Below are 15,765 nucleotides of genomic sequence, written 5' to 3'. Positions count from 1 at the left end.
TAGTTTAAGATAATTATTGAATTCTTGTGAGTGTCCTAAGATATCATTGATTTCATATTGTTCTATTTCAGTGTGTAGTGCAACACCTTTATCTGCTGCACGTTTTAAGACAGTTGGATCAATATCTTTATATTGTGAAGGTAGGACTGTTGCAACGATTTGAGTAACACTAGGCACTTTAATACCATCAATAAAGTATTCATGTGTTTCAGATATAAATTCTACGACTCTTCCATTAATGATTTGTGTAATGTTATCTGTTTGTTTTGCTAATGACATGGAGATCGCCTCCTCCCTTAATATTCTATCATAAGCAGGGATGTTACTATTTGTGTCTACCAAACTATACAAACATAATATTGAGGCAGTATGTTAAGTTGTAATAGTTAATATTTATTATATTCGATAACTAAGGATACATTCAGACTTATATAGTAGTGCCATATGTGCAGCACTTTGCAAAAGGCATTTTTAAAGTTATTTCCGTTAATCAATGATAAATTGATCGAGTAAATCCAATACTTCTTTCGATTCATAAGCGACATCACGTTTGTTATTTCCAATCGGTGAAATGATACCTACTTTGATTAACTCTTCGATATTATTTCTGACTGCTTGATCGTTTGCATTGTGTTTTTCCTTGATATACTTTACATCAATAACAGGCTGAGTGATGAAGTCATCTAACATCTTCCATGCAAGGGCATCCTGGCGAAGATTGAGTTTATCTCTCCAAGATTGTTTCAACTCTAACAATTGTTCTAAAGCATGATAGACTTTAGGCACTAATCCAAGTGCATTTTCTAGCAACACGATGATGATGGGCTCAAAGTTCCCAAGTTTAAATTCATCTAGTGCATTCACATATCTTTCTTGGTCTTTGACAATACCAACTGAAAATGGCATGTACAAGTGTTCTAGAAACAACTTCTCTTTGAGTATCAATTGAATTAAGATACGCCCAACACGACCATTACCATCTTCAAATGGATGAATGATTTCAAAGTATGCATGAGCAAATGCTGCTTGTATCAGTGGATGAATATCATTTCTCTTGCAGAAAGAAATGAACTGATTCATGTACAATTCTAGATGATCAGGATGAGGTGGTACATATGAGGCTTCATGTGGTAATGAATAAGGCGTTCCAATCCAATTGATCCTTTTACGAATATCAATATTTTCATTACTTAATAGCAATTTATTTAAATCAATGATTGTGTCTACATCTAGATTATTCTTTGATGATAACCCACTGATTAAGGATTCTAAGTTTGATTTGATAATCATTGCTTCAGATGATTGTTTTTTGTTGATTTGTGCGAGTGCGACATTTCTATTAGATGCACTATAATGCTCGATTTGTGAACTTGATAGAGCTTCAGTTCTAAGAAGCAGCGTTGGAAACGAGGCAAGTTTATCTTTGATATAACCATCAAGCCTAGACAAACTCTCAATGGATTCTAAAAGTAGTCTTTGTGTACTCTCACTTAGAAGGATTGTGACATTAGATAAATCTTCAGTAACAGCACTTAAATAAGGTTCTTCTAGTAGTTGTCTTTGTCTTCTTGATAGATGCTGTAATGTATGATCTGTATGATAAAATCTTTTTTCATATGTAACAAATGGTTTCAATGGAATCACCTCGATTACTTATATTATAAAAGAAAAAGATAGAATTTACAACTATCTTATTCTACTTTATTTGATTATAATAGAATAACATGTTCAGTTATTCTACTTTATTTAGTTTTGTGACATTCACTTTAATGATTTTTTCCTGATAAGCACTACTACAGTCTAAACATATGGCATTTGATTAATATTGTCAAGCACATGGGTTATGGCTTTTTCTGAGTTATTTTAATTTAATCACTCTTCATCCATATTGATACGTTGTGAGTTACTTTATGAAAATGCTTAATCAAGAGTCTAAATATGAAAATTCGCCTACTCAATACAAAAATGTACTGAATTACTATGCATGTTAAATTTTTTTTACGTATAAATCTAAAACCTCATTCAAAGCTTTTCTATTTTTAAAATGTGCTTTTAGATTAGAAACTAATATTTGTGTTTCCTCTTTACCATAAGCATTTTTATAAGTGTCTAGATAACTCACTCGATATAGGTAATGCTTTTTACTTGAACCCTTTAAAAATTGTTCGTATATTTCTTGCTCCATCAAAGATTTTATTTCCTTTTGATATTCGTTATCAAGATACCTATAGAATTCAAACACTTTATGTGAGTACTTTTTTATGTAGACAAAAAGTTGATGATACATTTTTTCTTCAATCATGATTTTCTCATATATGGAGCGAGGATATTTTTCTCTACCCAAGATTTCGAGCAGATTTAGTGTTTCATTTCTCCACGATTCATCATCATAACTTGTTTTATATGCTTGATAATATGTAGTATCACCTTTTAGGATTAATGATCTCATGTGTTTAAGTGCTAAATCAGTTTGTTGGTTTAGTTGATATGCTATAACCAACCAATGATGCCATTCTTCTTCATATCCAAGGCTTTTTATTAAATTTTCCTCACACATCTTGATAATCACATCATATTTCTTTTCATCAAGAGCCTTTTCAATATACTTTAATTTCATTGCTCGATTATCTAAATTTTCACACATCAAAGCATCCGCTTCTTCTTTACTTGATAAGTATAAGATTTGATAATATATTTCCATTAAATCATCTTTATAATACTTGAAATACTGATAATCTGTTTCATGATTAAGTAATACTTTAATCACATCAGTTAAGATTGTTTTAATTTCGTTGTGTTTCGATAACGGTATAATGGCATTCATCCATTCAATATAGATGTCATCAATGTCAGTTCCCATGTTTTCCAACATTATTTTTGTCATATCTCGAACATTTTCTAAGATTAATAAAGGATCTTCTATCTGCCTTGATGCTTCATTCAAATAGAAAAGCGCTTGATTTTTTATTGACGATAAATAACCTGATGAATCATCTGTTTCCATATAAATGTCTATCCATTTTTTTATGATTGTAAAACTGATTTGAAACTGAGCGATTGGAGATGCTAATTCAGCTTTTCTTAATGCTGCATCAAATCCTTTAATGGCTTTAGGTAGATCTTTATACCCGATGAAACCATCTTCTATATAATCACATAAATATTCATCTATCATTTGCTCAACTTCATCTTCAATATCAAAATGTTGAAATCGAGATGCAATCATTGGGTACTCATGAGATATAGATAGCAATATGTCAATCAACTCTTCTTTACTTTTTCCTTCTAAAAAAGGTTTTAAATCTTCTATGTTTTCATTAGGAATCTCTTCCAACAATTGGTATAACACCGCAGCAATATGTTTACAATATAAACCCTTATCATAAGGACAAGTGCAAGAGGTACTTAAAACATATCGATGCGTTTTATCTAATTGGATATTGACATCATAAGTGTGATTGCCTAAGACTGTGGCATAAACCACATCACCTTCAATATGTAAATTATCAATAGTCTCAGACATATAATAATCATAAGCTCTAGATAGGATGTGTTCCGGTATATAATCTTCAAAATCCTTAATCATGAATTTTTTATTCATAGTCTATACCTTGCATACTGCACCAATCAGCCAATTTCTCCAAATATATTTTTCTTTTATACTCAAAGAACTCATCTCTTAAGTGATATTTAATCAGTAAGTCTTGGAAACGTCTAAATGCACCTTTTTTAAAAATGGCTGATAGAAATTCATCCCTCAAATGTTCTGATAGTGTATATATAAAGTTTTCCATGATTTTATGGTCATGTAAAAAATATGAATCAGGTAGCCTGATGTAATCATCTTCATGTCTGTTAAGCACATCATCTATCTCTTTCATAAATTCCTTTTCCCAATCTAAAAGATCATTTAACTCACCCGATGCATAGTTTTCATACGTAGAAATATTCTCATCTGTAATCATAACAAAAGCTAATGTTTCCTTATGCATATAAATGTTGTTATCTGTTGAAACCATTTCTAGACCTTCAAGTAACTTTATTAGTTTATATTTTCTTTCCATAACTTAACCCCTTTCTGCTAACCATTTCGGTACGACAACTTGATATGTTTTGATGAATATACCATCTTGTTTGGCATCATCGGATATATACACAACACCTTTGTGAATTCTCTTTTTTATACTTTCAAAAAAGAATTCACTTAGCATAAGTGTTTCATTGAAAAGCGTTAGTAGATATCCTGTTTTTTGATAGAGTGCTTGAATATTATAATCTTCTAAATATTCGATTATTTTTTTCTCGTTGAGTTTAGGAATGATTTCAAGACTATAGATAAGTTCCTCTAGGCTGATGATTGAACCAATCGTTTGAATGGAGTCGACGACTGTTTTCTCAACATCGGTAATTTTGATCAGCTCTGTGTATGAAGGTGAAATAATTCCTTTATGAGATTTTATGGATACATGTTTATAGATGATACCTTCATATTCAAATGTGTTGAACCGACTTGAAGATGATACATAACAAACATAACTAACTTGATTTTGATAGCCATAATACTCTAGTGCACTAATGTGACTGATGAAGGTATCCTTGTTAACAGATGATCCTATTTGATACTTAGTAGCAAACGCATACCCAGTTGATGGATTTATAGTCACATACAAGTTATTACGTACTTTTTTAATTAAATTTTGTTTTTCTAAACGATTCAGTGCGCCATAAGTTGTCGCCTTATTCTTAAATATCTCGAATGCATCATTATAATTAAAGACTACTTTATGAGCTAATACTTGATATCCTTTCATTCTTTCACCTTCTTTACTTTAATATTAGCACGTTATTATCCTTATATCAATACTATTGTGCTATATTTGAAGTTTATTCTTGTGTGATGGTTTGTGCTTGAAATGGAAATGTTACTCATGAAATACAGTAAAGTTCAATATCCTAGACCTAGACTAAGTAACTTTTATATATGTTTAAGTTATAATCTTGTGTTGCATAATCATATCAATAAAATCAAATAACTGTTGTAATAAATCTATGTTCAGTATGGTTAAATAAAGGACTTTTGAGTACTATGTGGCTGATTTGAGGACAATTTGTTCAACAAAGTTAAAACTTGCCATATGTGCAACACAATGCTAGGTGGGAAAAGATTGCAACACTTTGCACAAAAATAACCCACTAGTGGACTAATGGGTTTAATTGGGGATATCCTGGGATTTGTATAGAAAAGTGCGTAACTAGGCAGGATTCTGCGAAAGACTTATCCTCCTTTGTAATTTGCTAGCTACATTTTTTTAGATTTAGTTTGCAATTTATGCTTTGTTGCCATTCATTAACTAACAAATTCGTATCTAGTTGGAAAGTATAAAGTTTTGATATTATCTGACCAAATCATTTTAAACAATTCGAAATCTCAATTGTTTGATTAAGAAAATAATAATATTGCGGTATCTTCTTTAACAGTATTTTTTCACCTTTTGCATATTTTTTGAATACTTTAATAAAGTTTCCTTTGTTCTTTTGCAAGGTAAGAGGTTTATATCCGAAATCATGATAAACAACGACACTAGAATCGTGACCAATATTGTTTCCTCTTTCAAGAAATCTATAGCAAAACTCAATATCTTCACTAGCAGCTAGCGGAAAATCTATTGAGAAATATTGATTATCAAGAGCTTTTGTTTCAATAGCAAAATTACAAGTCGGTCCATATAATAGTTGTTTCGAATCCTTAAATCTTCTCCCATTCAAAGTACCATTCACATTGTGATACCAATCATACCAAGTTTTCCCATATGATATAGTTCTTCCAGAAATAGCTTGCATAAATCGATTTTTTATAAAGGTGTCAACGATTGATAAAATCCAATTTGAGGGTAATACCACATCGGAATCTGTAAATGCTATAATATCAGCCCCAGATTCTTTAGCTAAATCTATACCATAGTTTCTAGCTTTTGCAGGACCTCCATTCTGATTCATCCTAAAAACATTGTATCCGAATGTCTCATATTCAAATGGAGAGCAATCGTCTATTAGAAAAACATTATCTGCTAATCTTTCTTGTTTTTGGATTGATTTAATTAACCTCTCAACCTGTTTCTTCCCAGTTGGTGTGGATACATAGACTGGAACTACTATTGCAATTTTTGAGATAGATGAAACAGTATTTTCTTTTGAGGATAACTCGAATCTTGTCATTCCATCATACATATAAGGTTCTGGTTTTTCATATTCACTCATGAAAGCTTCAATTTCAGTGTTTTTTGACAGAAGAAAAGGCATCTTATACCATTTTCTCTTTAGTTTTCTTTTCCAATATTTCAATGTGTCATTTTCCATAATATTAATAATAAAACTCATATTTTTACCTCACCAAGCACTGACAATTTTTGCAATAATAGTATTTTTTGTGGTTTTTATCAAACCATTTTTTTTGTTCACCATTTAAGATGAAATCAATATCATTAACTCTAATGTTTCCATATACATATGGATTAAACATATTACATGGCGTTACATCTCCATTATATAAAACACATAATTCTTTGTTGATATTAGGACATAATTCTAGTGAGCCGCAAGTTAAGTTATTTTTACTGGTTCTGATATCAATTCCAGACACTTGATCCGGTATATATACATTCAAATTGGTTCCTAAAAATAATCTATCAACTTCATCGAAATATTTCATAATATTCAACTTATTACTAAGCACAATATTTTGAAATAGTTCAATTCCTTCATCTCTTCGAAGCACATTGTAAATCAAATTACATCTGTTAAATATTGCGTATTGTGCTATTGGAATAATATCGTTCACATTACATTCTTGTAATGTAAATATAATGAATGGTCGTGTCTTTTTTAGAGTCATGGATTTAATATTATGATCCAATCTATCAAAACTAGCACCTCTGCGAATTTGCTCTAGTTTTTCTGGATATGGGCTATCCATTGAAAAGTAAAGTTCTATATCAAAATTGATGAACAACTCGTTAATTTCTCTATCCAAATAATTTCCATTTGTGAATAAAGACATTTTGTTATTAAACCCTATATATTTCACAATTTTTTTGAAATCAGGGTGAATCGTACTTTCACCTCTACCATTTAATCTAATCTTTTCAGTGGATTTTCCTAATTTGTTATATAATGTAACAAAATCATCAAAATTCAAAAACTTATTTGGAGAGTTGTGAGTCTTTCCAAATCCACACATGATGCAATCTAGATTGCAATTTTGACTTAACTCAATAATAAGTTCTCTTAGTTGTTCCATTAAAAAACTCCTTTACTCTATGTTACACTTTAATACTTTGCAGGGCAAATCGCATGTTTTCATCTTTTGAATCACTTTATGAAAGTATTCTGTATTTATTATGCTCGAAAATGAATCTATATTGATATTTCCAAGTGGTTTTTCACAGTTTGCAATCATTGGTTGTTGGAAACATGTAAAAATGTCTCCGTTTGGCATAATTGACATATTATATTTATGAGCCTGACACTTAGCATCGGAATGAATTCTTTTGGTTTTTAGTTCAGTCCAAGATCCACCAAAACCACCAGAAACATAATCCTGAATGCTATGATATATTCCAATTGATTCTAGCCAACTTCCAACTTCCTTAACATGTTTTAGAGTTTCTAGTGCAAGAACTGATTGCACACTTAATTGAGTTGGATTTAGGTTATTAACTGCAAAATTAAAGTTTTCAAATACACGTTCATATGTATCCTGTCCTCGTACATATTTCCAAAACTCTTTATCCAGTGTGTCAATTGAGAATACAATGTGGGTGTTTGAATTAATTAATGCTTTTATAAAATCTTTATCAGCTAATACCCCATTTGTAATAATGGTAGACTTTATATCTGGTGAAATCCCCTTAATTATCTCCAAAATAAAATTCTTATATATTAGTGGTTCCCCACCGACAAAAACTAACTCTTTTAAATCGTCAATATCATTTATAAAAGAGATGAGAAAACTTGTATCATTAACAGATTTTTGGCTTTTATATTTCCAATGTTCACATTTGCTACATTTTTCATTACATAATAAATCAATTAAATAAAATAACGTTCTGGGATAACTACTCATTTTTTTGTCCCTTTAGAATTAATGTTAGTCCATCTTTTAGTGATGTTTTTGGTTCCCAGTCGACTAGTGATTTGATTCTATCTATATTGGGTTTTCTCCATAAAGGATCATCCAAATCCTTTTCAATATATTTAGCATTAACTTTTTTTTGCTCTATCTCACAAATCATCTCTGCTAATTTATAAACTGTAATAGGTTCAGAGTTGCCAATATTTATAACATCAGGCATTTTGGGAACTTCGATGAGCAGTTCTAATGCTTCGATGATATCATCAATCCAAATAAAACTTCTGACTTGTTTTCCATCTCCGAAAATCTTCAATTCTTTGTCTTCTCTAATTGCATTGATGAAATTTGGAATGACCCTTCCATATCCGTTATTTCTGACATCCATTTCTGGGCCATAGACATTGAAAAGGCGTAAAATAGCTGCGTCTCCGCCCTGATTTATAAAATTCTTAACTAGTTCTTCACCCATTTTTTTTGAAGTGGGATATATACTTCGCTCTGTTAAAAGATGTGAAATAGATATACTATCTTCCAAAATCCCATTACCCTGGGTTATTTCATCATCTAGCATCCCGTAAACCTCACTTGTTGATGTAAAAATCATTCTAGCAGAATCCCTTTTTGCAAGTTCAATCATTTTTTCAGTACCTTTAACATTAGGATTGTATACATTCCTAAAATCGTTTTTATACACCAAAGGGCTTGCTACAGAAGCCATATGAAATATTACATCAATATGCTCTATGTCATCTATAACAACATCTTCAATGGGTTTCTCAATATGAGTCACTAAATCAAGATTATCATTCGTTAAATAACTAGTAATATGGTTATCAACGACGATAATATTATGTTTTTTTCTGTGAAGTAATCTAACGAGATTTTTTCCAATAAATCCATCTCCACCACTAATCAAAATATTCATCATATACCCCTTAGTTACAAGAAAAAATATCTCTTGTAAAAATCTTATCTTTATATTTTTTAATGCTATCATCAATACGGTTAGCAATTACAATATCTGTAATTTCAAATAGTTTTTTAGTGGATTCAACACGAATCCAATCATTGATTGTTTGGTTTTCAGGGTCATAAACATATATTTCAATTCCATGTTTTTTTAACGCATCTATGAGTATGATTGTTGAAGAATTTCTGATTCCCTTTGATCCTGTTTTTGAAGAAAGCTTGTAAACACCTATTTTTTTATAGCCACACTTAAGTATATGATTTATTATGTTTTCAATTCTATAACTATTTGAATTGTTTATTTGCGAAATCAGTTTTGTATTAAGTGAATTTATTACTTCCTCAGTATCTTTTGGCAAGCAATAACCTCCGAAACCAAATGAGGGGTTATTGTAAAATAAACCAATTCTGTCATCAAGTCCCATACCATGTATTATAGTCCTGCTATCAAGGTTTTCATTCATCATAAAAGTATCTAGTTCATTAAAAAAGGCAATCCTCATTGCTAAGTATGTATTAGAGAAGAGTTTTATGCATTCAGCTTCTCTATAATTTGTTAGAATAATTTCAGGTTGATTTAACACACATTTACTTAATAATTCTGATGCTTTTAATGCGAGTTCATTAGTTCCCCCAATAATGATTCTAGATGGATAAAAAGCATCATGTACAGCGGTTCCTTCTCTTAGAAATTCAGGAGCATATATAAATTCACCTACAGAATCAAGTATCTTTTTCGAACCACCGATCGGTAAAGTGGATTTAACAATATAAATAGAATTGGGTTGCGTTTTTTTGTGATTACCAATAAAATCTATGATATTAGAAACATCAAGTCTACCATTTTCAGTAGAGTCTGTTGGCAATGCAATAATTACATAATCATAATTAACTGAATCATTTTTATCAGTGACACTAATATTAGAATTTACTATTGGTAAATCCTCTAAATTGCGTTCATCAAGAATTGAGTAATCATTTGCACTGATATCAGAAACTCTTTTTTTGTCAATTTCATAAATGCTTACTTGATGCTTTGAACTTAGCATGAGGGCATTAGCTAACCCAACATACCCAGCCCCACAAATTAAAATCTTCAAATTAACACCTCTCAATTCTATCTTTGACATTTCACTATAAATATAAACTGACCGGGGGGGTATCAAATATTAATTAATTGGTTTATGGCTTTCTTCATAAAGCTCTCTAGTCTCTATGGGTGTATGACCATTGTTCTCATACATCCTGGTATTATTATGAAGCATCATAGTGAGTCTAACAAATAGATTTAATTGAACTTCATCTTTAAACTGATAACCTCTTTGATTGATATAGCCCATATAATCAGAAGGCTTTCCACCCCAGATGATTTGATCATGTATTTCTAGCACATCATAGCGTATATCATCTGGTTTCTTAATCGCTACCAATTTATTCGCTATGATGAACTTCTCTAGGTCTAATAGAGGTTTCATCGGTTCAACGTATTCATCATCTTCATACTTAAGAAACTCTCCCTTAGAGGGCAAATAACGTGGTTTATTGGACTGTGCTAAAAGCAAGTCTTTAGCAACTCTAACATCTTTACTATCATTTAAATAGAAATAACCATTAGCAAGTATTCCTTGTTTAAAGGATAAGTCAATCTCATCGATGCTTGATAAAAGTTCAAGTAAAGGGATTGCTTCTTCTTTTGATAAAGGTTCTTTTTCATAATGATTAAAGACTGAGATGAAGTCATCTAGTTTAATCACACCATAAAGATTGATAGCTGCAAAAGCATATCTTTTGATAAGCATAAGTCGATTAGGTTTTTGATTGGTCGGTTTATTTGCCATGAGATATCTTGTTCTTCTTTCTGAGTTCTATGAATAGATTAATAGCTTTTTACAACATAGTTTAATGATGGTGGAATAAATAAAAGTTAATCTTTTACTCTTCCAGAAAGTATAGTAACATTGACAATAAATTCATTGTTTATAGGATACCAATACGGACTATACTGCATTTTATCATAAAACTGATAATCAGTTCGCTCATTTATTGTATCTGAAAAAGATTGAGTTATTGTATTAATTTCAATTTTAACATCTTTTAAAGTCATATACGGATATTTTGGACCTACGTAACCTTCATATCTGATATTGTAAAAATTTGGTATACCTGTCGGTTCCTTGTAACTGACAAAACTCCAGTAGACATAATCAAATTGATTTTCTTCTGTGATTTTTTTACTGCAGCCTGATGCAAATGTCATAGATAAAACCATAATTAGTAGAAATAATGTTTTCTTCAATTAAGACAACTCCTTTGTTGATTAAATAATTGATGAATTATATTTTATTATATTTATTGGATTTACCATAAGATTTTTCAATTGGATATTTCACTTCATTCTTTTCAATTTTCTCTTTTAATATATCTTTAATATCAAAACCATAACAATCACAAAGCAATAAACAATATGCAACAATATCCGCTATTTCTTCTTTAATATTCTCTTTATTCTCATTCATAGTTCCCCATTGATAATTTTCTAACAACTCTGCTGCTTCTAATACTATAGATTTAGATAGGTTTTCAGGAGTATGGAATTGCTTCCAATTTCTATCATCTCTAAACTTAATTAATTGATCAATAATTTCTTTCATAATATATTGCCCACTTTCATTATCTCTTAACTATGTTTGCAAGTCTGTTTTTCATATAGTCACTTAACTCTTTATCCTCACAATATACAAAACATCCTTTTTGTCCTCTTGATAACAATGTTTTATATGTATTGCGGATAATACAATCTGCTAATTCATAATTACCTTTGCTCTTAATTCCCCTAAGACTAGCATCAGATTTTGCTCTTTTCGTATAATCTGTAATGACTTTCCCATTTTCAAATCTCAAGTCCTTACCAATAATAATTCCAACATAATCAAATTCTAGTCCTTGTGCTGTATGTATACATCCGACTTGTTCGAATGAATCTTCATCAATTGCCCATGTATTTGTTGAACTAAAGTTCCATTTTGCTTTAAATCCATTTTCTAACTCAATGTCATATGCTTCTTCACTGTTATTTTTTTGAGTTACCCATTCATAACAATATCCAGCAATCATACGAGATTTGTTATCGATGTGATTGATTCCTCTTAAGTCATCTCTCATCATTACAGGATCATCATAAACCCTAATATCATAATCTAAATCAAAACCATCGTAGTTAGCAGTATCCCTTATACCTAAGATATGATCAAGAAATGCGATATACCCATCACTACCATTGCATCTAAATTGAGATGTTAAACGGTAATCTTCTCCACTAAAAATTTCACTACCTAATAATTTAGCTTGTTTCTTGATTTCATTAATTGATCCAAAATCTTTTGTTGTTACGATTTGATCTTCATCAATAAAGAATACACTAACTCTTGATGCATTTATAATTTCTTTTATTTGATTTTCTCCAAGATTTGCAAACATACCAGATTTTTCATTGAGTCGATGTGCTTCATCAACAATGAGACAATCAAAATCATTTTTCTTTGATGCAACATATGCTCCGGAACCTTTAAAAAGATTTTTTACGTAATTAAGTTTGAATTTACCTTGTCTCATTTTTGAGAAGTAAACATTTCTAGGAGCAGCGTTTTTCGTGACATAATTAACCATTAAAGATCTAAACTCTGCTAATAAGTTCATTGCAATAACACTTTTACCTGTTCCTGGTCCACCTTCAATAATAATGGTATATTTTTTATTATTAGATATTGCATTTTCAACAAGCTTTTTGATTGTTGAAAAAACTACTTTTTGTTCATCAATCATATAAAACTCTTGGTTTCCATTAATCATAGAAACAATTGTATCTTGTAGTGCTTTAGAGGGTCTTATTTTTCCGTGGTCTATTTGATAGAGTAGTTCTCCATTATCGGACTTAGAGACATACTTTCTAATAAACTCTCTAAGTTTTTTGGTGTCTTGCTTAAGATACATTGGAGCAATTTTTATAATATCACTATATAAATCATTATCTAATTCACTTCTATGTTCTTCTCTATAGTTATGTAAGAAGCAACATGGAAATAGTTCAATATTCTTTTTTTGAACATATTCATTGTAGTTTTCAATTGTTTTAGCATATGAATAAGCTTGATATGAAGGATGCGTGACAGCTCTATTCGCTCCACCAAGATAAGTAGTCACAATATCTTCTCTACTTGTTCTTTTTGCTGTCTCCCATTGTTTGAGTTCGATAATAACTACGTTGCTTTTATCATTTTCGTCTTTACCTGCAATGATAAAATCAACCCTTTTAGAGGTTGCTGGTATTTGATATTCGATAGCGACTCTTATATCTTTACTGATTTCAGGTATATCTAAAACATTTTTCATGTGAAGTAAGGAGTTATCCCATGATCTGAATTCTGACTGATTGTTATTAGTTATATTTCTTTTTTCTAGTTCGCTCTTCACTAAATCAGCTATGATACCATTATCTACATCATTATTAAATTTTGAAATGGTTCCTGAATATACGATCATTAGTATTTCCTCAACATCTCTTGACTATCGTTTTATTAAGAGTTGTTTTAATGTATTTAAAATGGCTTAATATTTAAACAATAGTAAGTATTTAAAATAGTTTATACTCATGTAAAATCTATAATAATTGAACGATTAATCTCTTCCAACACGTCATAATCATCATCCAATTGTTTAGACGCTCTGTAATTTTTTATCATATCCTGGATTTCGGTATTAGATAGAAACGTCTTTTCTGACATATAAAACATCAACTGTTTTATCAACTTATCTCTTCCTCGGGTTAACATTTTTTTGTTTATAGAGTTCCAGACTACTTCTACCCATGGTGTTTTTCCTAATTCAAATGGGATTTCTTTTAGTTTTGCAAAAACACACTCCCAAGATTCTTCTAAGGAATATATTTTTATAGCAGTTTGCACGAAGGGTACTTGCCCAATAGGACGAAATAACAAATTCCCTCCTTCTGAATTTCTATAATCTAACGCTGGACTATCGTCAATGGATTTCTCCATGTATTCTTTCACAACTTTTGTATGATCAATAAGATTTATCCAAAAGCATCTGATAAGCTCAAGATACTCTTTTAGGGTATCATCATCAGGTCTATATCTTCTATAATAATCAATCTTTGATTTACCTCTAAGTATCTTGTTTTCGTGACTTAACACCACTTTTTCTTTTAAAAAAAACTTAAGCAATTCGAGATTGCAAGCATACAATGTTATAATGTTTGAGAAAGCAGTTTTATCTGATTTTGGTATAGCTTTTTGCTTGTGAATCAAGAGTCTTTTTTCCCCAAACAAAGGATTTTTCTCGACCAAGTCTCAGGTTCCAATTGCCACAATATCATCCTCATCTAATGCTATTATCTCACTTAGCGAAACTGGTTTTGCATATCTGTTTAGTGTGCTAAAAAGTCTTCTTGTTCTTTTCATACCCTCATCCGAATTATTGTGTCCAATAAATATAACAGAAACTTCATTATTTTTAATTTCTTCATTCTTTGGATCAATCAGAAGTGCTTGTTTTATGCCCTCTACTCGATGCTGCCCATCAACTGGAAATATTTTCTCTGTCCCAGTAAATTCCAGTATACCTAAGTTAGTTTCTCTCATATTCTCATGTGAGAAATTTACCCCTTTCCACTGCGGATCACCTTCATACACCGCTAATACTATAGCATTAAAAAACATTTCTTTCTGTTTTTGAATATAATGTGAAATTTGTTGTACATTTGGAGTTATAGCTCTTTGTATCATTTGACTCAATGTTTTTGACTTATGTAACTCTTGATCAACTTTTTTTACATTATCATTTATCTCCTGAAACGACATTGTTGTAACATAATATATCCAATCGCCAATATTCGATTGAAATGCTAGTTTTTTCATTTTTTTCTCCTAACTTAAAATGCCTTGACTGCTGCACGGATAGTAATATCAAATATCTCACTATTAAAGGGAGGTAACATACTATTCACAATCTCTTTCTCTAAATTTTCAATTTCTTCATTGCCATCTACTGTGATATAGTGACAGTAAATATAATCTTTCCATTGTTTAAATAAGCGACGAATCAATGGACGCTCAAATTTATCAGGATATCTCACATAATCCATGTACTGTCTTATTCTTATTCTAAGATTCATATTATCAGTAAGCAATGCACGTCCAACATAACCCATCACGAGCATAGAATCATATATCTTATTAGGTTGTATCACAAACATGTATATACCACCTTGTGAAGTTGGAACATTTGAAATCTCATCTGAAATTGTATTATCTTTTTTTATATATTTAAATTTATTCCACCTGGACTGATCCAAAAGATAATCAAATCTTGGGTTAAATCTCTCCCATAAATGTGTAGACATCTTTAAATCCTTAATTGTATCTTTTCTAATAATAACAGATAAATTATGGTACAACAAAATCAGTCCTTTCAAAATATTTTTTTATCACCCTGTAAACTACTGTCATAATTTTTTAAGCATCAACAATTCACTTAATTGGTTTTCTTGCATCATTCTTCCATTTTCATAAAATTACACTTAGTTTCCATTAGTCCCCATATCGAGATATTAATCTTTATCTATTATTATATCATTGTTCACATCATAA

16 protein-coding genes and 1 pseudogene are annotated in these 15,765 nt (G+C 30.5%); all 17 read right to left on the bottom strand.

Annotation, left to right across the window (positions count from 1 at the left end):
- Positions 1-279 (bottom strand): annotated as a pseudogene (locus QJ521_RS08240) (hypothetical protein); the annotation flags it as partial.
- 207 nt (positions 280-486) lie between these two features.
- On the bottom strand, positions 487-1,635 hold the full coding sequence (locus QJ521_RS08235; protein WP_282839986.1) for a Fic family protein: 1,149 nt from the start codon (positions 1,633-1,635) through the stop codon (positions 487-489).
- Positions 1,636-1,987: 352 nt separating this feature from the next.
- Complete coding sequence (locus QJ521_RS08230) at positions 1,988-3,601, bottom strand: SWIM zinc finger family protein (RefSeq protein WP_282839985.1); 1,614 nt, start codon at positions 3,599-3,601, stop codon at positions 1,988-1,990.
- A complete protein-coding gene (locus QJ521_RS08225; protein ID WP_282839984.1) occupies positions 3,594-4,064 on the bottom strand; it encodes a UPF0158 family protein in 471 nt (156 codons plus the stop codon). Before QJ521_RS08225 ends, QJ521_RS08230 begins: the two co-directional genes overlap by 8 nt.
- Positions 4,065-4,067: 3 nt before the next feature.
- The gene (locus QJ521_RS08220; RefSeq protein WP_282839983.1) at positions 4,068-4,811 is read right to left on the bottom strand and encodes a type IV toxin-antitoxin system AbiEi family antitoxin domain-containing protein; all 744 of its coding nucleotides are present in this window, start codon (positions 4,809-4,811) and stop codon (positions 4,068-4,070) included.
- 595 nt (positions 4,812-5,406) lie between these two features.
- Complete coding sequence (locus QJ521_RS08215) at positions 5,407-6,378, bottom strand: glycosyltransferase family 2 protein (protein WP_282839982.1); 972 nt, start codon at positions 6,376-6,378, stop codon at positions 5,407-5,409.
- Positions 6,379-6,382: 4 nt separating this feature from the next.
- On the bottom strand, positions 6,383-7,297 hold the full coding sequence (locus tag QJ521_RS08210) for a radical SAM/SPASM domain-containing protein (protein WP_282839981.1): 915 nt from the start codon (positions 7,295-7,297) through the stop codon (positions 6,383-6,385).
- A 12-nt stretch (positions 7,298-7,309) separates the two neighbouring features.
- Positions 7,310-8,122 (bottom strand): radical SAM protein, encoded by an 813-nt coding sequence (locus QJ521_RS08205; protein ID WP_282839980.1) that lies wholly within the window; start codon positions 8,120-8,122, stop codon positions 7,310-7,312.
- Positions 8,115-9,056, bottom strand: coding sequence for an NAD-dependent epimerase/dehydratase family protein (locus QJ521_RS08200; RefSeq protein ID WP_282839979.1), 942 nt, complete (start codon positions 9,054-9,056; stop codon positions 8,115-8,117). The genes QJ521_RS08205 and QJ521_RS08200 overlap by 8 nt, the downstream gene beginning before the upstream one ends.
- Positions 9,057-9,066: 10 nt before the next feature.
- A complete protein-coding gene (locus tag QJ521_RS08195; RefSeq protein ID WP_282839978.1) occupies positions 9,067-10,200 on the bottom strand; it encodes a nucleotide sugar dehydrogenase in 1,134 nt (377 codons plus the stop codon).
- A 69-nt stretch (positions 10,201-10,269) separates the two neighbouring features.
- Positions 10,270-10,938, bottom strand: a complete 669-nt coding sequence (locus QJ521_RS08190) for a hypothetical protein (protein WP_282839977.1) — start codon at positions 10,936-10,938, stop codon at positions 10,270-10,272.
- Positions 10,939-11,024: 86 nt separating this feature from the next.
- Positions 11,025-11,396 (bottom strand): hypothetical protein, encoded by a 372-nt coding sequence (locus QJ521_RS08185; protein ID WP_282839976.1) that lies wholly within the window; start codon positions 11,394-11,396, stop codon positions 11,025-11,027.
- A gap of 37 nt (positions 11,397-11,433) precedes the next feature.
- The gene (locus QJ521_RS08180; protein WP_282839975.1) at positions 11,434-11,751 is read right to left on the bottom strand and encodes a nucleotide pyrophosphohydrolase; all 318 of its coding nucleotides are present in this window, start codon (positions 11,749-11,751) and stop codon (positions 11,434-11,436) included.
- 19 nt (positions 11,752-11,770) lie between these two features.
- Positions 11,771-13,639, bottom strand: coding sequence for a DUF2075 domain-containing protein (locus QJ521_RS08175; protein WP_282839974.1), 1,869 nt, complete (start codon positions 13,637-13,639; stop codon positions 11,771-11,773).
- 107 nt (positions 13,640-13,746) lie between these two features.
- Positions 13,747-14,463, bottom strand: a complete 717-nt coding sequence (locus QJ521_RS08170) for a hypothetical protein (protein WP_282839973.1) — start codon at positions 14,461-14,463, stop codon at positions 13,747-13,749.
- 3 nt (positions 14,464-14,466) lie between these two features.
- A complete protein-coding gene (locus QJ521_RS08165; RefSeq protein ID WP_282839972.1) occupies positions 14,467-15,033 on the bottom strand; it encodes a DNA sulfur modification protein DndB in 567 nt (188 codons plus the stop codon).
- A gap of 14 nt (positions 15,034-15,047) precedes the next feature.
- Positions 15,048-15,572 carry a hypothetical protein gene (locus QJ521_RS08160; RefSeq protein WP_282839971.1) on the bottom strand — a complete coding sequence of 175 codons (525 nt, stop codon included), beginning with the start codon at positions 15,570-15,572 and terminating at the stop codon, positions 15,048-15,050.
- Between the last annotated feature and the right edge of the window lie 193 nt (positions 15,573-15,765).

Origin of the sequence: Peloplasma aerotolerans (assembly GCF_030012175.1) — a bacterium.
Taxonomy (GTDB): Bacteria; Bacillota_I; Bacilli_A; order Acholeplasmatales; family Acholeplasmataceae; genus Peloplasma; species Peloplasma aerotolerans.
Note: the sequence above shows the minus strand (reverse complement) of the source record. Positions and strands in the feature narration are given on the sequence as shown.

Excerpts from the sequence above, each read along its gene's own strand:
- QJ521_RS08230 (WP_282839985.1), bottom strand. The coding sequence starts at position 3,601 with ATGAATAAAAAATTCATGATTAAGGATTTTGAAGATTATATACCGGAA.
- QJ521_RS08205 (WP_282839980.1), bottom strand. The coding sequence starts at position 8,122 with ATGAGTAGTTATCCCAGAACGTTATTTTATTTAATTGATTTATTATGT.
- QJ521_RS08180 (WP_282839975.1), bottom strand. The coding sequence starts at position 11,751 with ATGAAAGAAATTATTGATCAATTAATTAAGTTTAGAGATGATAGAAAT.
- QJ521_RS08210 (WP_282839981.1), bottom strand. The coding sequence starts at position 7,297 with ATGGAACAACTAAGAGAACTTATTATTGAGTTAAGTCAAAATTGCAAT.
- QJ521_RS08220 (WP_282839983.1), bottom strand. The coding sequence starts at position 4,811 with ATGAAAGGATATCAAGTATTAGCTCATAAAGTAGTCTTTAATTATAAT.
- QJ521_RS08175 (WP_282839974.1), bottom strand. The coding sequence starts at position 13,639 with ATGATCGTATATTCAGGAACCATTTCAAAATTTAATAATGATGTAGAT.
- QJ521_RS08165 (WP_282839972.1), bottom strand. The coding sequence starts at position 15,033 with ATGAAAAAACTAGCATTTCAATCGAATATTGGCGATTGGATATATTAT.
- QJ521_RS08200 (WP_282839979.1), bottom strand. The coding sequence starts at position 9,056 with ATGAATATTTTGATTAGTGGTGGAGATGGATTTATTGGAAAAAATCTC.
- QJ521_RS08215 (WP_282839982.1), bottom strand. The coding sequence starts at position 6,378 with ATGAGTTTTATTATTAATATTATGGAAAATGACACATTGAAATATTGG.
- QJ521_RS08190 (WP_282839977.1), bottom strand. The coding sequence starts at position 10,938 with ATGGCAAATAAACCGACCAATCAAAAACCTAATCGACTTATGCTTATC.
- QJ521_RS08225 (WP_282839984.1), bottom strand. The coding sequence starts at position 4,064 with ATGGAAAGAAAATATAAACTAATAAAGTTACTTGAAGGTCTAGAAATG.